Below are 22054 nucleotides of genomic sequence, written 5' to 3'. Positions count from 1 at the left end.
CAAGAATCAAGCGCCGCTGACAGGCGGAACTGCCGCCATACGGGTGCTCGCGTAGTAATTGGGTATGCCGGCCTCTGCCCAGGCATCAAACGCGATGAACCTCCCGGGCCACGCCACCGCACGAAACGGCCAATCCCGGTCTACCCAGGCAACCACCTCATCCTCAATCCGGGAGGCCTCATCTGCAGGCAGGGTGGCGTGTGTCCAGAGGTAGGCTTCTGCATCGTGATCCTGGCTCGCCGTGGGGTACAGATACAGGCAGCCCAGGCAGTCGCTGCCATCGTGGGTGAGGAGGTGATAAGCAAACGAGCGCTGCGTCACAAATTCCTGCTCATGCCAGATGAGGTCGGCACGATCCTCTTCCAGGCTCATTGTCTCTGCCGGCCAGCTGTCTGCGGGGCCAAAAAGATGCTGGATCTGACCTCGGCTGGCCATGACCGCGGCATAGTCCAGCGCCACCCACTCCGGGCCCGCCGGCACCAGCATTGCATGGGTGCCTCTCCAGCGTTCAGGGAGCCTGTCGCCTGCCAGTGCCAACGGCAGAAAACCGGCAGCGCGTGCCCTGTAGCGGGTCATACAAGAACCTCAGCATAGCGCCGGAGTGTGGCTGACTCGCGCGCAAACCAGTTATCGGATGCGGGATTGGCCGCGGTTTTGACGGAAAAGCTCCGCTGTGGGTCAATCACATCAACCGCGTAGCGTCGCAGGCACCGCCGTCCATCGTGGTAAAACTCATGCTCAAGCTCTTCGCTGTCCTGCGCCCAGGCAAACGTGCCTGACTCGAGGAGTGGTTGCCCTCTGCGCTCGGGGCAGGTGCTGTGAACCACCGTGTACCCACCGGCGACAGAACCGACAGCAACCGAGGTCTCGAAATCGAGTAGCGCGCGCAACGTCTGCGTATCACCCAGCGCGCCTACCGCACGTTCCTGCAAGGTTGCCGCGCCTGCGGGAATGCTGGCTGGCCGACCCAACACCTGTGCCGCATGGTCGCCGCATATGATCAATCCGCCGCCACGGGTTGACCACCGACCGATACCCTCGTCGTACTCCTGCAACAGCTGCAGGCCCAAAAATGGCCCGGGTGCCGACGGCTGCAGCCGCCAATCCTCGACATAGGCACCACTGGGGGCAAACTCGATCATGCAGTTGCCGATCCTCTTGAGTTCAGCAGGTTCGGGCCACCGGTCGGTCACCTGCAATGACTCGCCGGGATGCCATTCCATCTCTTCACCGCTCCATACACACGGTGCCCGCCAGCCCTCGTAGTTCGCTCGAGCCGCAATTTCGCGTTTACTGTATTGCCCCAGCGGTGCGGCACGCACCTGCTCCTGCAACCGCGGCAGACGCAGGTCGATGGTGAAATTCCGACTCTGGAACCAGTACACGATGGTCTGCTCGTCCGACTCGCCGTTGGCAAAGCTTATGCAACGTCGGCGAAAACAGCCCAGCATCCAGTCCGGTACGCCGCTGGAGGGCTCCCGTGGGTATTTCTCAAGCAACTCTGCCAGTGTCATGGCTGCGCTCGCACTTTGGGACCAAAGCTGGACAGGCCGAGGCTGCCTTTGGGCAGCACAAGCTCGCCGGTCTCGAGACGCCGCTTCAAGTAGGCGAAGGTCTGTGCAGTTTGTGCAAACAGGTGTTCACCGCAAATTTGCGGCGCGTAGCGCGGAGGACTTCCTGCATGCAACAGCTCCGGCAGGGGCCTGATCTCCACGTCGTAATCGACGTTGCAGAACATCGGGAACGCATAGCGCTCTTCAGCCACCTTCCGCACCCGGTGTGCAGTGGCGATCAACTCGCCATTGCTGAGTATTTCCAACATATCGCCTATGTTGATGACGAATGCATTCTCACGCAGCGGCACGTCGATCCATTGCCCCGCGCCGTTCATGACTTCCAGACCCGGCGCCGTCGGCAACAGAATCGTGAAACACTCGTAGTCTGTATGGGCGCCGATGCCGGCCGCTGCAGCGTCCGGGCATGGATCATGGGGATAATGAATGAGGCGCAGTTGTGTAGGTGGCCTCGTGACGAGGCGGGTAAAGCGGTCTTCCGGCAGCCCAAGAGCCAAAGCAAACCCGCGAAAAAGGCGCTTTCCCAGTGCAAAGGCCGCGTTGTAATAAGCCTGCACGTCAGGCTTGAAACCGGGCATATCTGGCCACTGGTTTGGTCCCAGCATCGGGCGCTCATGAGCGGGTTCGAGCATATCGTAGTTCAGATCGTAGGCTTCCTTGCGATCTGGCAACGCGGTGCCATAGAGCTGTTCTTCACCCTCAGGTACATAGCCGCTGTGATTGCGGGAATGTCCGATATAACTCGCCATCTTGACGGCCTGGCTCTGGGCGAAGAACTCGGCCGCGCGCTGGCGGAAACGCTGAATGATCTCAGGAGCGATTCCGTGGCCCGTTATGTACAGAAAGCCGGCAGCGCGCGCGGCATTTCCGAGTTCCTGTGCTGCTCGCATGCGGCTGTTTACGCTGGCAGAGCTCAAGCCCGCGATGTTCACGACCGGTAGCGACTGGAATGCTTGATGGGTGTTCGGTGTCACTGACATAGAGACAACCTCGCCTGTCCACAGAAATCATCTGGTCGTCCAGACACGGTCAGCGGCGGGTGGGCCGTCCGGGTCGTCCCGGAACTCGCGGTCGTCGGGCATCAGCCTGCGAAGCCCGACCCGTGGAAAATACATTGCGAGTTTTATGCCAATCTACCGAAAAACACGCCAGAAGCCCTGAAAGTGCAGAGGTTGACCACGCTCCACCTTGTTTTCACCCGCAGCCTGCTCTCGATCGGCACTGATTCAACGCATCAAATTCGTGCGGCGCGCCGTAACGTGTGCACAGGCATGGTGCGCGACCCGACTGTTTCGTTTCCTCGTGTGGCCGGCAATGGAGCGAAGCAGAAATAAAACAAACTCTGGAACAGCGGAAACACTTGATCAAATCGCAAAGACCGGTAGATACTCGGGCGATCCCACCTTCCGGAGCATCAAACATGAAAGGCAAGATACTGGGCGCCGCCTGCCTGTTCGCCCTTGCGACAGCAGTCACAGCAGCCGACGAGGTTCGTGTTTACAACTGGTCCGACTACATTGACGAGGAGCTCTTGGCCAAGTTCGAGGAAGAGACCGGGCTGAAACTCATCTACGATGTCTTCGACTCCAACGAAGTGCTGGAAACCAAAATGTTGGCGGGCGGATCGGGGTACGACGTGGTCGTACCGTCGGGTACATTTCTGCAACGCCAGATTGCCGTAGGCGCCTTCCAGAAACTGGACCCGACAAAACTGACCAACAGCGCGAACCTGTGGGACGTTATCGAAAAGCGCACGGCACGCTACGACCCCGGTAACGAATACTCTGTGAATTACATGTGGGGAACCACAGGCCTGGGAGTGAATGTGAAAAGGGTTGCGGAGGTACTGGGTGAGGACGCCCCCATCAACTCCCTGGATCTCATTTTCAAGCCGGAAAACATGGCGCGACTCGCCTCCTGTGGCGTGCACTTTCTGGATGCGCCCGCCGAGGTGATTCCCGCTGCGCTCGCCTATATCGGCGAGGACCCGGATAGCCATGACCCGGAAGTGATCGCCAAGGTCGAACCACTGCTGATGGCGGTTCGGCCCCATGTGCAGAAATTCCACAGTTCCGAATATATCAATGCACTCGCCAACGGCGACATCTGCGTTGCCTTTGGCTGGTCCGGCGACATTCTCCAGGCTCGCGACCGTGCCGCAGAAGCTGATGCCGGCGTAGAGATCGTCTATCACGCCCCCAGCGAAGGCGCCTTGATGTGGTTCGACCAGATGGCGATTCCCGTGGACGCCCCCAACCCGGAGGGCGCGCACACATTCCTCAACTTCATCATGGACGCAGAGAACATGGCGCAGGCTTCGAACTACGTGTTCTATGCCAACGGCAATCTCGCCAGCCAGGCGTTCCTGGTGCCCGACGTGATAGACGATACCGCTATATACCCGGATGCCGCGACGCTGGAGAATCTCTATATCACGACGCCCTACCCTGCCAAGGTACAGCGGACGGTCACGCGCCTGTGGACCCGGGTCAAGTCGGGTACTTGATCAGGCCCTGCACGCCGGCACGTGGCAACGCGCCGGCTTTTGCCATTCGCTGACGAGGGCACCGTGCTACAAACCGTTTTTGCACCCTGGGACGATCCAACTGCGAAACCTCTGATCCGGTTCAGCAACGTCACCAAGCAATTCGGCGATTTCACAGCCGTACGCAACCTGACGCTCGACATTTACGAACACGAGTTTTTCGCGCTGCTGGGCCCTTCCGGCTGCGGTAAGACCACGATGATGCGCATGCTCGCGGGGTTTGAAGACCCCAGCTCCGGGCAGATAGAACTGGCGGGGCAGGATATTGTGCCAGTCCCTCCCAACAAGCGCGCCGTGAATATGATGTTCCAGTCCTACGCTCTGTTTCCGCACCTCAACGTGTGGGACAACATTGCCTTTGGCCTGCGGCGCGCGGCGATGCCGAAGGACGCACTTCGCGCGCGTGTGGAGGAAATGCTCAAACTCACCAGACTGGAACGCTTCGCGCGGCGCAAACCGCACCAGATTTCGGGTGGCCAGCGTCAGCGTGTGGCGCTGGCCAGAAGTTTGGCGAAAGCGCCCAGACTGCTACTGCTCGATGAACCGATGGGGGCGCTGGACAAAAAACTGCGCCAGGATACCCAGTTCGAGCTGATGGATATTCAGGAAAAAACCGGCACAACTTTCGTCATCGTCACTCATGACCAGGAGGAAGCCATGACGGTGGCGAGCCGCGTTGCAGTAATGGACGAAGGCGAGCTGATTCAAGTGGCGACCCCTTCGGCAATTTACGAGGCACCCAATTGCGTTTACGTCGCTGACTTCATCGGGGATGTGAACATCATTGAAGGTGCCGTCCACCCCTGCGGCCCCACCTGTTACAAGCTGCACTGGGCCGAGGGTTTTGCACCGCTTGTGGCGTCATCAGAGCAGCCCTTCGCTACCGCCCAGAAGGTCTTTCTGGCCATCCGACCCGAGAAGATGCATATTTCAGCTGAGCCTCCTGCGGGTGCGGAGAACACCATTCAGGGCAGGGTTCATGATATCGCCTATCTGGGCAATATCAGTACCTATCATGTTGAGGTGGCCGGGGGGCGTATACTCAAAGCGCAAGCCGCCAATACACGACGTATCGAAAACCGGGGATTTACCTGGGATGACCAGGTCTGGCTGTCCTGGGCGGCCAATGCAGGCGTGTTACTGGAAGCGTGATGAAGAGAGTCGTTGTCGCCCTCATACCCTACCTGTGGCTCCTCGGCCTGTTCCTCGTACCTTTTGCCATTGTCCTCAAGATATCGCTTTCCGACGTGGCCATGGCACGTCCACCCTACCTGCCCCAGTTCAGCTGGAATGAAGGGATAGGTGCTTTCCTGTCGCAACTGGACTTTGAGAATTTCACGTTTCTCACTACAGATGACCTGTACTGGAAAGCGTATCTCTCCAGCCTGAAGATTGCCGCTACATCCACTCTGCTGACGCTGCTGATTGGCTATCCCATTGCCTACGCCATGGCGCGCACGCCGGAGCAATGGCGCGCCACCCTCATGATGTTGGTGATTCTGCCCTTCTGGACCAGTTTCCTGATCAGGGTGTATTCCTGGATGGGTATTCTCAGCCAGGAAGGCTACCTGAACCAATTGCTGTTGGGCCTGGGCGTGATCAGCGAACCGCTGATTCTCCTTAATACGAAAATTGCCGTGTATATCGGTATTGTCTACACCTATATCCCGTTCATGATTCTGCCCATTTACGCCGCCCTGCACCGACTCGACAATTCGCTGATAGAGGCCGCCGAGGACCTTGGCTGTTCCCGCGCCAAAGCGTTCTGGCTGGTTACCGTGCCCTTGTCACGCAATGGCATTGTTGCCGGCTGCTTCCTGGTGTTCATTCCCACGCTGGGTGAATTTGTGATCCCTTCACTGCTGGGTGGCTCAGGCACATTGATGATCGGCAAGGTGTTGTGGGAAGAGTTCTTCAATAACCGCGACTGGCCAGTGGCTTCCGCCGTTGCTGTGGTGCTTGTGCTGATCCTGATCATTCCGATTGTGCTGTTTCAGCAAAACCAGCAGAAACAACAGGAGGCAGAGAGCTGATGCGCCTGAGCGGGTTCAACATCACCTCATTGACCCTGGGCTTCGCCTTTCTCTACTTACCCATGGTCATACTGGTGGTGTACAGCTTCAATGAGAGCCGCCTGGTCACCGTGTGGACCGGTTTCTCTACCAAATGGTATGGAGAGCTGCTGAACAACCAGGCATTTCTGGACGCCGCGTGGGTAACGTTCAAAGTCGCCGTCTTCTCTTCCACCCTTGCCACTGTACTGGGAACACTGGCGGCATACGCGCTGGTACGGGGCGGACGCTTTCTGGGTAGAACCCTTTTTTCCGGCATGATTTACGCGCCTTTGGTGATGCCAGAGGTAATCACAGGCCTGTCGCTGTTGTTACTGTTTATCGGTATTGGGCTGGAGCGCGGCGTACTGACGATTGTGCTCGCCCACACCACATTTTCCATGTGCTATGTGTCGGTAGTCGTCTCTTCCCGCCTGGTGGCCTTTGACCGCTCACTGGAAGAAGCCGCGCTGGACCTCGGCTGCTCACCCTGGGGGGCGTTCCGGCTCGTCACCTTACCCATTATTGCGCCCGCAGTGATCTCGGGATGGTTGCTCGCCTTCACCCTGTCGCTGGACGACCTGGTGATCGCATCGTTCACTACCGGTCCATCCGCGACCACGCTCCCCATCAAGATTTTCTCCGCGGTGCGCCTCGGCGTCAGCCCGGAGATCAACGCGCTCTCCACGCTCATGATTGCCATCGTCACGCTGGGCGTCATCGTTGCGTCACTGCTATCCAAGCGAAATTTTGTACACCAGCAGCAACGCAACACGGTGGATTGATCCTCACATGCGCAGACTGCGGGGCTGGAGAAGCTCCTGCCAGTTCTTCCCTGGTACAGCATTAGTGCATTCACGTGTTTCGGGCTACCATGGTTTTCAGCGCCCCCCCTGACGGGCTAGCAACCAGGCCACCGTGCTTTCCCAAACCCCAGACCCCAGACCCCAGAACCGAACGCCATGTGCCAAACAGGGAACAATGGGCCGCTAAAGGCTTTCACTACACGAGCGCTGACAAAAGTGTATGGCGAGGGAGCGGCCCAGGTGCACGCCCTGCGTGGCGTTGATGTCGAGATTCCAGCCGGTGAACTGGTCGTGCTGCTGGGGCCCTCCGGTAGCGGCAAGTCGACGCTACTGAACATTCTCGGCGGTCTTGACCGGGCAAGCGACGGCGACGTGATGTTTCAGGAGCAGAACCTCTCAACGATGACCGATGCACAGCTCACCCGCTATCGTCGCGACCATGTGGGCTTCGTGTTTCAGTTCTACAACCTCATGCCCAGCCTGACGGCTTACGAAAACATCGAACTGGTGACGGAAATCGCTGCCAGCCCGATGAATCCCGCCGACGCCCTGGAACTGGTGGGGCTGGGCAAGCGCGGTGACAGTTTCCCGAGCCAGCTCTCCGGAGGTGAACAACAGCGCGTAGCCATCGCGCGCGCAGTGGCCAAGCAACCCAATGTGCTGTTTTGCGATGAGCCCACCGGTGCCCTGGACAGCACCACAGGTCGCGCCGTGCTGCAGGTCCTTAAAAATGTCAATGAGGCACTGGGTGCGACCGTATTGATTGTGACACATGCCGCGGCCACAGCTGCCATGGCCGACCGGGTCATCTATTTCGCTGACGGCCAGATCCGGGAGGTCCGCGTCAACAGCAACAAGCGCGATCCGCAGGACATCGAGTGGTAGCGCACGCATGAGTCCACTGGATCGCAAGCTGTTCAGGGACCTCTGGCGCATCAAGGGGCAGGCGATGGCGATAGGCGCAGTTATTGCTGTGGGTGTGCTGTTGCTGGTGATGATGTCGGGGCTGATTACGTCTCTGGAGGAAACGCGCCGTGCCTATTACGAACGCTACCGTCTCGCCGACATCTTCGCCCCGGTAAAACGAGCGCCCCAACACCTGCTGGCGGAACTGGCAGCCATTCCGGGCGTAAGCACTGTAGAGGGGCGTATTACGGGGCACGCGCTTATTGACCTTCCCGGGCTGGAAATACCGTTGCGCGCACAGGCTATCTCCATCCCGGAGTTCCACACACCCCGCCTGAACGACTTCTACCTGAGTGCCGGACGCGCTCCGGCCAGAGAGCGCCTTGATGAGGTGATGCTGCTCAAGGGCTTCGCCGACGCGCACGGGCTGCAGCCGGGCGAACCCCTTGACGTGACAATGAATGGGGCGCGACACACGCTGCGTATCGTGGGTCTGGCGCAAGCCCCGGAGTTCCTGTACACCACCGCGCCCGGCGAGCTGATGTCCGATGATGCGCGCTATGCTGTGATCTGGATGAGCACGCAATCCCTCGCTGCAGCGTACGACCTGGATGGCGCTTTTAACGAAGCACTGCTGTCCATAGGACGCGACGGTCAAACCAGGCGAGTCATTGATGCTGTGGATCGCCTGCTTGATCCCTATGGGGGATTCGGTGCCTACTGTCTGGAGGACCACACATCCAACCGCTTTGTCACTGAAGAAATAGCGGGCCTGCGAGCTACAGGGGCCGCGGTTCCTCCTATTTTTCTTGCGGTCGCAGCGTTCCTGCTCTACATCGTCGTATCGCGCATGGTAGAGGCTGAGCGCGGTCAGATCGGCCTGATAAAAGCGTTTGGCTATACCAACCTTGAAACAGGCATACACTATTTCAAACTGATACTGGCGATCGCCGCGGGCGGCGCGATTGTAGGTTGTCTGCTGGGCATTCTGGCTGGCCGGGCACTGGTTGACGTCTACCTGCTGTATTTCAAGTTTCCCTTTCTGATTTTCCAGCTTGAGCCAGGATCATTCATCACTGGCTTCACCGTGAGCGTGGGCGCGGCCTCTGCCGGCGGTTTGCTGGTGCTGCGCCGCGTTTTCAGCCTGACACCCGCCTCGGCCATGCAGCCTCCCGCCCCGCCTCATTACAAGCCACTCGGTAAGCTGGCACGCTCGATACAATCCACGCTTGACCAGCCCAGCCGGATGGTGGTTCGACGCCTGACTCGGCAGCCTGGCCGCATGGCCGGCGCCGTTGCCGGCATCGCCGCTGGCATGGGGCTTTCGGTCGCCATGGTAGGTATCATGAGTGGTTTCAACCAGGCCATTGATTTGACTTTCAATGTGGTAGACCAGAGCGATGTCAGCGTCACATTCAATGAGCCACTGTCCACCACGAACGTCACCAACCTGGGCAATATTGCGGGCGTGGTAGATGTGCAGCCCATACGTTATGTATCTGCCGTTTTACAGTACGGTCGGGCACGGCACCTCGGTGCCATCAGCGGTTTGCCGCCCGATCCGAGGCTCTATCGAGCCGTGGACCGCTCAATGAACACGATTCACTTGCAACCCGGTGGCGTTATTCTGGCAGAGCCGCTGGCGAACATTCTCAACGTCAGGGCCGGTGACGTATTGACGATTGCGGTACGTGAGGGCCGACGACCAACCCTGGAGATTCCCGTTGCCGGCATTGCACAAACCCTGCTCGGTGCGCCAGCCTATATGGATATGGAATCGCTCAACCGCGCCCTGGGAGAACCCAACCGCATGTCCGGCGCCTATTTGCGTATCGACAGCGCGCAGCAGAATACGGTTTACAGCACACTGAAGGATATGCCCACAGTCGCAGGGGTCAGCCTCAAGCAGGACGCTAAGGGCGCACTGCAGGAGCAGATGGATGAGGGTGCAGGTTCAATGCGTTATATCATGCTGGCCGTCGCCGGAATCATCACCTTCGGTATCGTCTACAACGCCGCACGCATCGCCTACGCAGAACGTGCGCGAGATCTGGCTAGCTTGCGAGTGATTGGCTTTTCCCGCAACGAGGTCGCCTTCGTGCTGCTGGGCGAACTCGCGGTGGTCACATTGATCGCTTTGCCCGTTGGTTCCGTACTCGGCTACCACCTCTCGTTTGCCGTTGCAGCCGGGTTTAGTACCGACCTCTACCAGATTCCTGCACAGGTTCCCGCAGCCGGCTACGGCGCAGCCGCGCTCGCGGTGCTGTCAGCAGCAACCCTTTCGGGCTGGCTGGTGAAGCGGGATATTGATACAGGCGACATCACATCCGCGCTCAAAGCGAGAGAATAGAGCCATGACCAGAAAGCACTCCAGAACCGTCATCAGCCTGACAACAGCTACCGTACTGGTGTTGGCGCTGGCGTTTGCTTTCTGGCCGCGCCCCGTAATGGTGGATATGGGGGAAGTCATACGGGGCACCATGCGGGTCACTATCGACGAAGAAGGCCGTACCCGGGTCCACGATGCGTACGTACTCTCGACGCCGCTGGCCGGTCGCCTGCAACGAGTGGAAGTACTGCCCGGGGATGAGGTCATACACAACGAAACCATCGTCGCACAAATGTTGCCTAGCAACCCGGAATCACTCAACGCGCGCACGCGGGAGCAGGCGCGAACCGAAGTCACTGCAGCGGAAGCTGCATTACGCCTTGCGCGCGCCGAATTGAACAAGGCCGCTGCCGACAGCGATCTTGCCAGAACCGATCTGCAACGCATTCGGCGTCTGCGCGGTGAAGCCATGGTCAGTGAAGCGGAACTGGATCGCGCTGTGCGCGAGGCGCGCACAGCCGAGGCGCAATTGGGCACAGCCGAGGCCACCATTGCCATGCGTGAAGCACAGCTTGCCAATGCGCGCGCGAGCCTCATCAGCTTTCAGGGTGGTGAGGCTCCGGGCAATGCGATGGTCACAGCACGCGAAACCATTCCGCTGTACGCGCCGGCAACCGGCCGTGTATTGCGCGTGCTGCAGGAGAGTGAAACCACCCTGCCGGCAGGGACGGCCATTCTTGAAATCGGCAACATCGAAAGTGACCTGGAGGTGGTCGTTGAATTGCTCTCTACAGATGCCGTGAAGGTATCGCCCGGGGACCGTGTGATTCTGGAAGACTGGGGTGGGCCGACAACCCTGAACGGCGTGGTCGAGCGTATCGACCCTCTGGGTTTTACCAAGTTCTCCGCGCTCGGCGTCGAAGAGCAGCGCGTCAACACCATTATTCGCTTCACTGACCCGGCAGAAGCGCGGAAAGCACTGGGACACGGCTACCGGGTCGAGGTGCGGATCATCATATGGGAGGACAACTCGGCGTTGACCGTGCCAGCGAGTGCGCTGTTCCGCAGCGCTTCGGACTGGGCCGTATTCAAGGTCAGCAATGGCAAAACGCGACTGACGCCGGTCACTATCGGCCGCACTAATGGCATCATCGCTGAAGTAGTAGATGGTCTTGAAGCCGGTGACAGCATTGTGCTCTACCCTGCATCAGGGCTCACGGACAACACCAGGGTCGTGCAGAGGCATGCGGGCTGAACGGCGAGCAATGGCCGAGAACAGGAAACTGTGCAGGCCCGCTCGCTGCTACCGGTTGCGCGCCTGCCCGGCGTCCTTTGCCCCTGCCCCGGCGTCGGAGTGTGATAACGTCACCCCATGAGAACACGATTTCCGGTCATTTCAAGCACTCTCCTATTGCTCACTCTGTGCCTAATTGGCAGCGCACAGTCCGCATTTGCACAGGGCGCTGATGACCTGCGCATGGAGGTCGAACGCCTGAGCGAAGCGGGCCGGGCCGGTGAGCCGGGCCCACTGCGTAACATGACGGAAATTGTCACGGTCTACGGCGCGCACCACCATCAATTCCTCTGGTTCGCCGATGGGCCGCTCGCCGCCCTGCGCACCGATCTGGCAAAAGAGATTGCACGCTCCAGCGAGCACGGTCTGCCCCTCGATCACTATCACTACGCAGAGATCACCTCAGGCACGGTGCCAGAGCCGATGCTGGAGCTGCTCTTTACCGATGCTTTCCTGTCACAGGTACGGGACCGCTATCGCGGAGCCGTCGAGGAAGTGGATGACGAGTGGTACCTTGAACGAGAGTCCATTGATCCCGTTACCGTGCTACACACTCTGCTTGAAGAAGGCGGCGACCTGGCGAGTGTGCTGCACGCACTGTGGCCGCAAACCCCTGAATACTGGGCACTGGTGGAGAAGCGGGCCACTCTCGCAGCGGCAGACGACACCAACAGCGAAACCGTAGAGGCGGGCCCCGCCCTCAAGCGCGGCGCGACCGGGGCGCGCGTGGAGCAGCTGCAGGCACGGCTATTGGGGCCAGGCGCACACTCCGGTACGTTTGACGAAGCGCTGCAACAGTCCGTTGCCACTTTCCAGCGCGCGGCGGGGCTGGAAGCCGATGGAATCGTCGGCGCCGCCACACTGCAGGTTCTCAATGCGACGCGTTTTTCCTGGATTGAGCGCCTGGATGCCAATCTCGAACGCTGGCGATGGCTGCCAAGAGACACTCCCTCCACGTACATCCGGGTGAATATCGCAGCATTTCAGATGCGCGTCATTGAGAACAACAGCGAAGCGCTGGCCATGGACATCATTGTTGGCCGACCGTATCGCGAAACCCCCATCTTCACCGAGGAAATGCAGTATCTGGTGTTTTTCCCCTACTGGAATGTGCCGTACAGCATTGCTGTGAAAGACAAGCTGCCACTGTTACGCCAGGATCCGGCACCATTGGCAGCGGCAGGATATGAAGCGCGACTGGCGGGCAGCGAAGCGTTTGTCCCGGTGAGTGACGTCGACTGGCAAAGCGTGCGCCCCGGACAGTTCAGCTTGCGCCAGCTCCCGGGTGACAAGAATGCGCTGGGGAAAGTGAAATTCATGTTGCCCAATCAGCACAGTGTGTATTTACACGATACGCCAGACAAAGCCCTGTTTAACAAAACGGAGCGCACATTTTCCTCCGGCTGTATCCGCCTAGCCGAGCCACGCAAGCTGATCGAATGGGTGCTGCAACACGACAAGAGCCGTTACCTACCCGAGATGGACCGTTTGTTCGAATCCGGCGAGACCGTCACCGCGTACCTGAAAGAACCCGTGCCGGTGTACCTCGTTTACTTCACCGCGTTCGCGGTAGGCAATGACGTGGTGTTCCGCCGCGATGTGTACGCGAGAGACCAGCGCATTATCGATCAGCTGAAGGCGAGCGACCGCACCCTTTGAATAACCGCTACGATGTGCGATTTCTCGAAGCATTGTCGCTTCCATTCCCACCGCGAGCATGGATATTGTGCTGCTTGGTGCCGAGGAACTCATCCAGGGTACATCGAAAAACCGCTTAGTGATTATCCGCCTGTACCTCGACCAGCCGCAGCAGGTCGCCGATTGCAAAGGTATAGTCTGCCAGGTGCAGGGTGCTGGAGCCGAGAAACGCCTGTATCAGCTGGGGCGTGAACGGAGTGGATCGACCGGGTGCGGTGTCGATACCCAGAAATCCGTCGGCTTCGCAGGACATGCTGTATAGCCCGGGGTAGCCAATCCAGTTCGTTTCCACACCTTCCGGGAACGGGATGCCCTCTTCATCGTTGTAGATTGTGTTTGCCGCTATACCCGGCTCGCCAGCCAGAACCGATGGATTCACACAAGGCCTGGGGGACGACGGAGCAGGCCGCTCCCCCCCCGCCGCGGCACTATCGAAGGCGACAATGCAGCCTGTGTCTGTGGCGTGGTTGCACAGCGGCAGGTTCTGGAACGTGCCGCCAACAAGTTCGCCTGCGGGCACGTCAAGCGCGCCGGTTGGCCCCACCACCAGAGCAGAGATGAGCCGTGAGCGCAGCGCTGCATCATTTTCGAAACGATTTTCCAGTAGTCGAAGCAGAACATGGGAGCCCTGCGAGTGCCCCATGAGCACGAAGTTGCGCGACGGGTTCTCCAGCAGGTACTGGTCAAACGCCTCCTCGATATCGGCATACCCCAACGCAAAATACTCACTTTCAAACGCGTTCTCTACCCCATAGCTTCCAATGGTCATTTGCCGGTATTTCGGTGCATACACGTTACACAACTCCGTGAAGCGTGCTGCCTGGTTGTAGAGCGGGCGCAGCATGAGCGCGTCGTCGGTGAGATCCAGCGTATTGCCCGGCTCCTCCCTCAAGTCGACCGTGGGGTACACGTAGAAGCAATCAAACGGTGCATCGACCACGGGTTCGTGCTGAAACACTGCCCTGTTGCCATCTTCGTAGACATACGTAATGGTCTGGTCGAGCTCCAGACAACGGTCTTGAGCAATCCCCGGTTTGCAGAGCCACAGAGCCTCATCTGCATAGGGCCCAGGCTCGAAGACCGCGTCGTTGCCATCCGTGCACGCAGCGAGTAACAGGGGTGCCGACACCCTTAACACTCGGTGAAGGAATACATACACACGGCGTAATAACGGCGAACTGTCAGGCATGGTGAGGCATCCAGTATTCTTGTAATAAATTGGCCAGGAGTGGTTCATTTAAACGATGAATCTCTCAAGAAGGAGAGGCGCATGCTAGCAGAAATTCGCAAACGGCGTGAACGCGTGACCAGCGCCGCAGATGCCATGCGCAAGCGAAAGCATTTCACAGTCTTCATTTCTCGCAATTCACCTGTGCCGTGCTATTTTGGAGTTAAGGGTTACGCACGATGGGAAGCCCGTGTGCCCGCTGGAATCGACCGCACGGCTGAACCCTTCGCGTATATGGTTCGACAAAAGATCCGGGAGTAGTCAAATGGAATTGCTGCAACGCGTGCTTGACGGCAGCCTGATGCCCCACGGCCATTGTCTGCTTTGGCGGTGGGATCTGCTGTTTCTTCACGTGGGTGGCGACACACTCACCACGCTTGCCTATTTCGCCATTCCCGCAGTACTGATCAGGCTGGTGAGAAAACGTGAAGATCTCACTTTTGACCGCGTCTTCCTCATGTTTGCTGCCTTCATCTTCCTCTGCGGCGTAACGCACCTGATCTCACTAATCAATGTCTGGCATGGGTACTACTTTATCGAGGGCCTGGCAAAGATATCGACTGGCGTGGTGTCGGCCATCACCGCTATCGTAGCCTGGCGTTTGCTGCCCATTGCAATCAACATTCCCAGCCGTGCCCGCCTCGTCGCGGCCAATGAAGAACTGCGTGTAGCGCGTGAAGATATTCTTGAAGCGAATATCAGGCTGGAGGAGAAAGTAAAAGAGCGTACCGCGCAGCTGGAAGCACTCGCGGTCGCAGACCCTTTGACCGGCACATTCCGTCGCAGCTATGCACTCGATACGCTGCGCGAGGAGCTAAAGCGCGCGGAACGCTATGATATACCCTTGACGGTTGCCATGATTGATATTGATGATTTCAAGGTTGTCAATGATACCCACGGCCACTTGGCAGGCGACGATGTATTGCGCGGAGTGGGCGCCCTGTTGAACACTTTGAGCCGCGACTCCGATACCATAGGGCGCTTCGGTGGCGAGGAGTTCATCATTGTCATGCCTGAGTGTGATGAAACCCAGGGACTTCTCGCCGTCGATCGCTTCATCACCGCGCTGCGCGAACACCAGTTCACGTTGGCGTCCGGCGAGACGCTGCACGTAACCTGTAGCGCAGGTACGGCGCAAGCTGATACGGACGTTACTGAAGCAGAGCTTTTGGGCCTCGCAGACAAGGCGCTGTATCAGGCAAAAAAAGACGGCAAAAATCGTGTCGCAAGCTGTACCGATAGCAAGAGCAGCGCGCAAAACAACAGTGAACCTGAAGGTAGCTGAAAGCCCGCAGCTGGCACTGAAGAAGTGCGCGAGCAGGGAACCAGGTGGGCCGGGGAACCATTGCGTAATTCCGCTGGAGGCGCGTTATGGCAAGAGTGATACCCGAAGCTTTCGTCGACCAGCAGGAATTTCCCTGCGTCCTCGACTGGCTTCCTGACGAATCCGCACAGGAAAAAATCCGCTGGCATTTTGTGGCGTTAACCGCAGCTGGCTATGCCATATTGGCAGCGATCGTTCTTGGCATATACTCCCTGCGAAACGACCTCCCGTTCATGTATCTCGCAGCGGGTGTTTACTGGGCAGGACTGCTACTCGCCTCGAAACGCGAGTGGTGGGTGCTCGTTCCGGCCATTTTCTGCGTTCAGCTGGGAGTGGAATTCATCGTCTACGCGTCGCCACTTTCGATGGCGCTGGTTATTGCCGCGTCAAAAACGCTCGAGGGGCTCGTTGGTGCGGCACTACTGAGGCACTATTGTTCGCATACACAAACAGCCCTCAGGCGCGCGACATATTTTGTACTTGTCGCAGGCCTTCTGCTGCCAACCGTTTTCGCGGTTGCGCCGGCCTTGATGCGCACAGCAAATACAACAGCAGATTTCCCGGTAGATTTCGCGCAATGGGCATTAGTACAAGCCTCCGGCATAATTATCGTCACTCCCGCTGTCGTGTCGGCCTGGCTTTTCTTTTCAGGTCGGATCGCGCCACCCCGGCGATATGTCGAAGCGTTCGCTCTCGCCGTATTCATAATCGGTATATCCGCCGCCGTGTTTGTATTCGAGATCACAACACATCCGGCGAGCATCTACCTTGTTACGCCGGGCCTGTTCTGGGCGGCCGCAAGGTTCGGCTCCGTTTTTGCAGCGGTTTGCAACGTCGTCGTAGCGACTTTTGCCAGTGTAGGCGCGTTGAATGAAACCGTGTATTTTTCTGCTGTATCCTCGCAGGAGTTCGCCGCCGGGCTTTGCCTCTATCTTCTGGTCAATACCGCTGCAAGCCTGATTCTTGGCGCCAGCACTGACGACAGAAGCTCACGCCTGAAAGAGATTGAACGTGGAAGGCTACAGCTCAGAGAGCTCGCCGTTCGTGCCAACAGAAAAGAAGATGAGTTTCGTGCCGAAACCGCGCGCCTGGTTCACGATAACCTCGGGCAGAATCTGGCTCTGTCGCGGATCAAGCTGGATCTGCTTGAGTCAAAACTGACCAAAGATCTTTCCCACACTGGCATGCTGGAGGAAATGAAAGACATCCTGGACCAGGCTATTGAAACTACCCGGTCGATTACGTCAGGGGTTGCTTCATCCGTGCATCAGGGTGGAAGCTTCCAGAACTCTCTGCAGGAACTACTCCAGGAGTTGATGTCTGAGTATGAGATTGACGCGGTATTCAAATGTGATACCCCGCCCAGCCTTGACAGGGATCATGCTTCCAGCTTGTTTCGGTGTACTCGTGAAATTCTGGTGAACGTGGTCAAGCACGCAGAAGCGTCTACAGTAGAGCTGGAAGTTGAACACAACGGAAGCAGCTTGTGCATTACCATCCGCGACAACGGGCGCGGCCTCAACATCGATTCGCTCCGCAATCGAAAAGCAGCGAGAGGCTACGGTTTACTGAGTTGTGAAAATACACTGGAAAGTCTTGGTGGTCGCCTGGAGATACGTGCGCCGATTGAAGGCGGCACGGAAGTCACGATGAACACGCCATTACACAACGAGGCTGTCGAATGAAAGATATTACCATCGTAGTGGCCGACGACCATCAAATGTTGCGGAGTGCGATTGTGGCCTACCTACACTCGGTTGATGGCTTCAAGGTGGTTGCTGAGGCCGCAAACGGAGAATCCGCCATCACAGAGACCCGGCGCACCAACCCGGACATCCTGGTGATCGACCTCCAGTTACCCAAGATACACGGGTTAACAGCCATAAAGGAAACCCAACGGCTATCCTCGAAACCCGCGGTTATTGTTGTATCCATGCACTCACAAACACACTTCGTCCGGCAGGCATTCGACGCGGGGGCGCGTGCCTATCTGCTCAAGGAAGCTGCCATTGAGGAGCTGCGAGATGCAATCCACACGGTTTTTTCGGGAAAAACATTCATGTGCCGGCGCCTCGAGTCGAAGCTCACCGCGCGCAACGAACAGGCCAGACTGAGTACGCGTGAGGAGCAGGTACTGAGGCTCATTGCACTGGGCCACCCAACGCGGGAGATCGCCGAGCAGCTACATCTGAGCGCTAAAACCATAGAATCCCACCGAAAGCATATTATGGACAAACTTGAGCTACGCTCTGTCGCGGAACTTACTCGCCACAGCATACGCGTGGGCTTGATCGATAGCTGACCTCGACTACGGACGGACAGGTGAGCGCCGGAGAAATTCAGGGAATCCCTGATATCGAGCGATTGCAAAAAAAACTAGTATTCCTGATACGTACTAGAGTGTCGTCGGACGCCACAACAGGGCCCTGACCTGGCTTACTAGAAACTGGGTTCGCCGCCTTCAACCGTCCGCGCGCTCCAATCGTGCCTGTATTTCTTGCTCATCGCTGAGTTGCGAGCCTTACTCCGAGCGATCCTCATCCAAAAATAATGCTACAGGGTCGCTCTCCGCAACCTGTGCAGCATCTTACAGGGCCGCCCGAACCACTCCGGTCATCAAAGGAGCGACCCGGGCGCGGTAACACAGTACCGATCGGGGCCGTTGAACCCAACCGCCATGAACAGCAACGCCCACACAAGCGGCAAACGGCGGTTGCGGGAAGTCTCTGGACGAGGTCGCAAACATGCACCTTTTGCGTAAATGGTGATGGAGAAATGAACAGTTTGCATGAGCACAATTACTTTGACCCGGTTGACAATTGCGAAGCCGGGCGAGTGATCGATGTCGGTGATCCCCACGAGTACATTTTCATACTCGATGATGACCGGGATGTCGCCTTGACCCTCGCGCGTCTGGCGGATGCATCTGGACTCTCAGCGAAAGTTTTTACACAAGCGAGTGAATTCCTTCACGCTATTGAGCGTGATGGTCCAGAGTATGTCGCCATTGACTTGATAATGCCGGGTATGGACGGCGTGGAAGTGCTGCGACGACTCCCCGAAGTGAGTTGCGAGGCAAAGGTCATTCTCGTAAGCGGCCTCGATGAGCGCCTGCTTGATGCCGCCGCGCTTGCGGCAGAAGAACATGGCCTGCGCATCATTGGAAAATTGACGAAGCCCTATCGAAAGGAGCAGCTCAATGCGCTGCTAACGAATAGAACAAGTCAGGGCGCCATGCTGGAGAGCAAAGCGGTAGATCAAGGACTACCGATAAAACACCGTGATATCGTGGACGGCATTCGCAACCGCGAGTTCTTCCTGGTCTACCAGCCCAAGATCGACTGCAAATCCGGGAATATCAGGGGTTTCGAAACACTCGTCCGCTGGCGCCATCCAACCTATGGCCCACTACTGCCGGACCGATTCCTTCATGTCGCCGAAGAATGTCACCTGATGGACCATCTGACAGGTTATATCTTCACAAACGCGCTAGCCTGGTACAAATCCCACGAGCAACTGTGGGATCAGTGCGGTGGCGATGTGCGAATCTCCATCAATATATCAGCCAGGAACCTGCGCGATATAGACTTCGCTGACAGACTCGCGGCGCACTGCGCCAAAGCCGGTGTTTCAACATCGCGTGTCATCCTTGAGTTAACCGAAACCAGCGCCATGGAGGACCCAACGACTTCGCTGGAGCTTATGACACGCCTGCGCATGAAGGGGTTTCTTCTCTCCATGGATGACTTCGGGACTGGCTACTCCTCAATGGCGCAGCTTGTCCGTTTGCCCTTTTCCGAAATCAAGGTCGACAAATCATTTGTCATTGCTTCCGGGCGGTCTGCGGAAGCGAGAATGGTTGTGCAATCCGTTATCGAACTTGGCAAAAACCTCGGATTACAGACAACCGCCGAAGGCGTTGAAGACCAGAAAGCAATGGAGTTTGTCAGCGGGTTGAACTGCAATCTCGTGCAAGGCTATCACATAGCGAAGCCGATGGAGGGCGACCATATTCCCGCCTGGGTCGAAGCATGGGCCCGGCGCCTACCACCTGAAACACATGCCGGCGCGCCTTCACAAATTTCTTCCCAGGCGCAAAGCGAGAAAGAAGTACGTGCGGCTCGCAGGCTCAGAAAGATCGTAGACGGTATGGACACGGTCTTCCTGACCATCGATCACGGGCATCGGCTGACTTTCGTAAATTCCGACTTCACACAATTGTTCGGCAACGTCAGCGAGAGCTACGTCGGCAAACACCTGTGGGATGCTATTCCAGTCTCGCAGGAATCCAGGCTAAGGCGCAAGCTGGAAGCTTCTTCAGAAAACGATGCTCCGATCTGCTTTCAGGAATATCTGGATCCAATCGGAATTTGGATTGCCGGCTCAGCACACGCAATCGACGATGGCATGGCCATACACTTCCGAGACGTCACACAGGAACACGCAAATATTGAAACGCTGCGATTGCTCGAGGCAGCAACGTCGCGGATCAATGATGTTCTCCTGATTACGGAAGCAAATCCTATCGATGCGCCGGCCGGTCCAAGAATACTTTACGTCAACGACGCTTTTGCACGGATAACCGGGTATACACGCGAAGAAGTTCTTGGAAGTACGCCACGGATACTGCAGGGAGAGCTATCGGACCGCGCGGAGCTCCGTCGCATTCGCCGTGCACTTGAGAATTTTTCCCCAGTGCGCAGCGAGATCATTAACTATACGAAGTCTGGATCGCCTCTGTGGTTTGAAATGGACATAGTGCCGCTGGCGGACGATTCCGGACACTACACTCACTTTGTCTCTGTGCAGCGTGACATCTCCGACCGTAAGGAGGCTGAAGAAACGCTTCGAAAGAGTGAAGAGCGTTTTCAAATGCTGGCCTCTGCCACCCAGGACGTTGTAAGAGACGTGGATCTGGTTTCGGACATCGTCTGGTGGAACGAACAGGGCGTGAAATTGATGGGACTCAAAACAGGTGACCTGACTCGCGAAGCGGAATGGATAGCACGCATTCACTGCGACGATAAGGATCGGGTACTGTCCAGCTACCACGAATTCCTTTCAGACGAACAGACTCGCTGGAAATGCGACTACCGGTTCAAGGGCTCGAACGATAAATGGCTATCAGTCGTTGATCGCGGCTACCTTATTCGCAATGCGGACGGAGAGCCAATCAGAGCACTTATCAGCATGGCGGACCTGACAGAGCGAAATGAACTCGCCGCGCATCTACGCCAATCACAAAAGCTTGAAGCAGTTGGCCAGCTCACTGGCGGTGTCGCTCATGACTTCAATAATCTGCTGACGGTGATACTCGGCAACTCTGAGCTCCTCGTGGAATACCTGCAGGAAAAGGAGGACCATCAGTCCTGCGCATTCGCGGAAATGATTGTCTCTGCGGCAGAGCGTGGTAGCGAGATGGTTGCAAGACTTCTCGCGTTTGCTCGAAAACAACCTCTGGAGCCTCAGGTCATAAGCGTTGAAGACATGCTCGGCTCCATGAACATGCTCCTGCGCCGCTCCGTTGAGGAGAACATCCAGCTAGAAATCGTAACGCATGATGACCTTTGGCTTGCTAACGCCGACCCCGCACAGCTCGAGTCCGCCCTGCTAAACCTCGTGGTCAACGCGAGAGACTCCATTCAGGGGGAAGGCAGAATCACAATCGAAACGTCCAACGAGGTGCTCGACGAGGAATACGCACGTCTGAACAAGGAGGTGACGAGTGGTTGCTACGTGAAAATCTCCGTCGCCGATACGGGCTCAGGCATGCATGAGGAGGTAATAAGCAAGGTTTTCGAGCCCTTCTTTACCACCAAAATCGTTGGCAAGGGCAGCGGGCTGGGGCTGAGCATGGTGTACGGGTTCATCAAGCAGACAGGCGGTCACATCACCATCGACTCAGAGCCCGGAAAAGGAACAACCATATCCCTATACGTACCACGAGCCACAAGCAGTATGACACTGCCGGAGTCACTTGAAGACCAGAACGACATTGCAACGAGTGGTGACGAGTGCATTCTGATTGTTGAAGACGACGATCTGGTCAGAGAGCACGCAATCAATCTGATTACATCCATGGGCTACCGCGTACGGAGTGCAAGATCCGGCGAGGAGGCTCTCGCCATGCTGAACGACGACCCGGATATAAATGCGGTGTTCTCGGATATGGTAATGCCAGGAGGCATGGGCGGTGACCGACTGGCCGAGATCGCGCAGCGAGAGAGGCCGGGCATCAAGGTGCTTCTCACCTCCGGTTATACGGAAAAGTTTTGGGGCTGTCCTAGATAACAGAGATT

Annotated in this window: 16 protein-coding genes; 12 read left to right on the top strand and 4 right to left on the bottom strand. The window is 57.5% G+C overall.

The window, feature by feature from the left end:
• Nucleotides 1-6 precede the first annotated feature (6 nt).
• The 3 genes from G533_RS20285 to G533_RS0103140 are packed head-to-tail and all read right to left on the bottom strand — an operon-like array spanning nucleotide 7 to nucleotide 2554.
• The gene (locus G533_RS20285; RefSeq protein ID WP_144079774.1) at nucleotides 7-576 is read right to left on the bottom strand and encodes an N-acetyltransferase; all 570 of its coding nucleotides are present in this window, start codon (nucleotides 574-576) and stop codon (nucleotides 7-9) included.
• A complete protein-coding gene (locus G533_RS0103145) occupies nucleotides 573-1514 on the bottom strand; it encodes a hypothetical protein (protein ID WP_027948715.1) in 942 nt (313 codons plus the stop codon). Before G533_RS0103145 ends, G533_RS20285 begins: the two co-directional genes overlap by 4 nt.
• A complete protein-coding gene (locus tag G533_RS0103140; RefSeq protein ID WP_035526245.1) occupies nucleotides 1511-2554 on the bottom strand; it encodes an isopenicillin N synthase family dioxygenase in 1044 nt (347 codons plus the stop codon). The genes G533_RS0103145 and G533_RS0103140 overlap by 4 nt, the downstream gene beginning before the upstream one ends.
• A gap of 440 nt (nucleotides 2555-2994) precedes the next feature.
• Here G533_RS0103140 and G533_RS0103135 point away from each other — a divergent pair, with 440 nt between their 5' ends.
• The 8 genes from G533_RS0103135 to G533_RS20280 all read left to right on the top strand — a co-directional run bounded on the left by G533_RS0103135 (nucleotide 2995) and on the right by G533_RS20280 (nucleotide 13164).
• Nucleotides 2995-4080, top strand: a complete 1086-nt coding sequence (locus G533_RS0103135; RefSeq protein WP_035526242.1) for a polyamine ABC transporter substrate-binding protein — start codon at nucleotides 2995-2997, stop codon at nucleotides 4078-4080.
• A gap of 63 nt (nucleotides 4081-4143) precedes the next feature.
• Nucleotides 4144-5271: an ABC transporter ATP-binding protein gene (locus tag G533_RS0103130; protein ID WP_027948712.1), complete on the top strand. Its 1128-nt coding sequence runs from the start codon at nucleotides 4144-4146 to the stop codon at nucleotides 5269-5271.
• A complete protein-coding gene (locus G533_RS0103125) occupies nucleotides 5271-6152 on the top strand; it encodes an ABC transporter permease subunit (protein ID WP_027948711.1) in 882 nt (293 codons plus the stop codon). The genes G533_RS0103130 and G533_RS0103125 overlap by 1 nt, the downstream gene beginning before the upstream one ends.
• Entirely contained in the window at nucleotides 6152-6955 is an 804-nt protein-coding gene (locus G533_RS0103120; RefSeq protein ID WP_205622529.1) for an ABC transporter permease, read from the top strand. Before G533_RS0103125 ends, G533_RS0103120 begins: the two co-directional genes overlap by 1 nt.
• 261 nt (nucleotides 6956-7216) lie before the next feature.
• Nucleotides 7217-7861: an ABC transporter ATP-binding protein gene (locus G533_RS0103115; RefSeq protein ID WP_205622528.1), complete on the top strand. Its 645-nt coding sequence runs from the start codon at nucleotides 7217-7219 to the stop codon at nucleotides 7859-7861.
• Nucleotides 7862-7868: 7 nt separating this feature from the next.
• Nucleotides 7869-10232 carry an ABC transporter permease gene (locus tag G533_RS0103110; RefSeq protein ID WP_027948708.1) on the top strand — a complete coding sequence of 788 codons (2364 nt, stop codon included), beginning with the start codon at nucleotides 7869-7871 and terminating at the stop codon, nucleotides 10230-10232.
• A 4-nt stretch (nucleotides 10233-10236) separates the two neighbouring features.
• On the top strand, nucleotides 10237-11466 hold the full coding sequence (locus G533_RS0103105; protein ID WP_027948707.1) for an efflux RND transporter periplasmic adaptor subunit: 1230 nt from the start codon (nucleotides 10237-10239) through the stop codon (nucleotides 11464-11466).
• 222 nt (nucleotides 11467-11688) lie between these two features.
• Nucleotides 11689-13164: a L,D-transpeptidase family protein gene (locus tag G533_RS20280; protein ID WP_158413389.1), complete on the top strand. Its 1476-nt coding sequence runs from the start codon at nucleotides 11689-11691 to the stop codon at nucleotides 13162-13164.
• A 115-nt stretch (nucleotides 13165-13279) separates the two neighbouring features.
• On the opposite strand, the gene G533_RS0103095 is transcribed toward G533_RS20280, so the two are convergent.
• On the bottom strand, nucleotides 13280-14332 hold the full coding sequence (locus tag G533_RS0103095) for a DUF3089 domain-containing protein (RefSeq protein ID WP_027948706.1): 1053 nt from the start codon (nucleotides 14330-14332) through the stop codon (nucleotides 13280-13282).
• A gap of 364 nt (nucleotides 14333-14696) precedes the next feature.
• On the opposite strand from G533_RS0103095, the gene G533_RS0103090 reads away from it, so the two are divergent.
• From G533_RS0103090 to G533_RS23280, 4 genes are all read left to right on the top strand, one after another.
• A complete protein-coding gene (locus G533_RS0103090; RefSeq protein WP_027948705.1) occupies nucleotides 14697-15716 on the top strand; it encodes a GGDEF domain-containing protein in 1020 nt (339 codons plus the stop codon).
• Between the two features lie 86 nt (nucleotides 15717-15802).
• Nucleotides 15803-17440 (top strand): sensor histidine kinase, encoded by a 1638-nt coding sequence (locus tag G533_RS0103085; RefSeq protein WP_027948704.1) that lies wholly within the window; start codon nucleotides 15803-15805, stop codon nucleotides 17438-17440.
• On the top strand, nucleotides 17437-18057 hold the full coding sequence (locus tag G533_RS0103080; protein ID WP_027948703.1) for a response regulator: 621 nt from the start codon (nucleotides 17437-17439) through the stop codon (nucleotides 18055-18057). Before G533_RS0103085 ends, G533_RS0103080 begins: the two co-directional genes overlap by 4 nt.
• Nucleotides 18058-18530: 473 nt before the next feature.
• On the top strand, nucleotides 18531-22046 hold the full coding sequence (locus G533_RS23280; protein ID WP_051229915.1) for an EAL domain-containing protein: 3516 nt from the start codon (nucleotides 18531-18533) through the stop codon (nucleotides 22044-22046).
• The last annotated feature ends 8 nt before the right edge of the window (nucleotides 22047-22054 follow it).

This window comes from Haliea salexigens DSM 19537 (assembly GCF_000423125.1).
GTDB classification, from domain to species: Bacteria; Pseudomonadota; Gammaproteobacteria; order Pseudomonadales; family Halieaceae; genus Haliea; species Haliea salexigens.
The sequence above is the reverse complement of the archived record's forward strand: the minus strand, read 5'-3'. Positions and strand labels throughout refer to the sequence as shown.

Coding starts and splice junctions, on each gene's coding strand:
- G533_RS0103080 (WP_027948703.1), top strand. CDS start 17,437: ATGAAAGATATTACCATCGTAGTGGCCGACGACCATCAAATGTTGCGG.
- G533_RS20280 (WP_158413389.1), top strand. CDS start 11,689: ATGGAGGTCGAACGCCTGAGCGAAGCGGGCCGGGCCGGTGAGCCGGGC.
- G533_RS0103085 (WP_027948704.1), top strand. CDS start 15,803: ATGGCAAGAGTGATACCCGAAGCTTTCGTCGACCAGCAGGAATTTCCC.
- G533_RS0103135 (WP_035526242.1), top strand. CDS start 2,995: ATGAAAGGCAAGATACTGGGCGCCGCCTGCCTGTTCGCCCTTGCGACA.
- G533_RS0103120 (WP_205622529.1), top strand. CDS start 6,152: ATGCGCCTGAGCGGGTTCAACATCACCTCATTGACCCTGGGCTTCGCC.
- G533_RS0103090 (WP_027948705.1), top strand. CDS start 14,697: ATGGAATTGCTGCAACGCGTGCTTGACGGCAGCCTGATGCCCCACGGC.
- G533_RS20285 (WP_144079774.1), bottom strand. CDS start 576: ATGACCCGCTACAGGGCACGCGCTGCCGGTTTTCTGCCGTTGGCACTG.
- G533_RS0103110 (WP_027948708.1), top strand. CDS start 7,869: ATGAGTCCACTGGATCGCAAGCTGTTCAGGGACCTCTGGCGCATCAAG.
- G533_RS23280 (WP_051229915.1), top strand. CDS start 18,531: ATGAACAGTTTGCATGAGCACAATTACTTTGACCCGGTTGACAATTGC.
- G533_RS0103125 (WP_027948711.1), top strand. CDS start 5,271: ATGAAGAGAGTCGTTGTCGCCCTCATACCCTACCTGTGGCTCCTCGGC.
- G533_RS0103105 (WP_027948707.1), top strand. CDS start 10,237: ATGACCAGAAAGCACTCCAGAACCGTCATCAGCCTGACAACAGCTACC.
- G533_RS0103145 (WP_027948715.1), bottom strand. CDS start 1,514: ATGACACTGGCAGAGTTGCTTGAGAAATACCCACGGGAGCCCTCCAGC.
- G533_RS0103140 (WP_035526245.1), bottom strand. CDS start 2,554: ATGTCAGTGACACCGAACACCCATCAAGCATTCCAGTCGCTACCGGTC.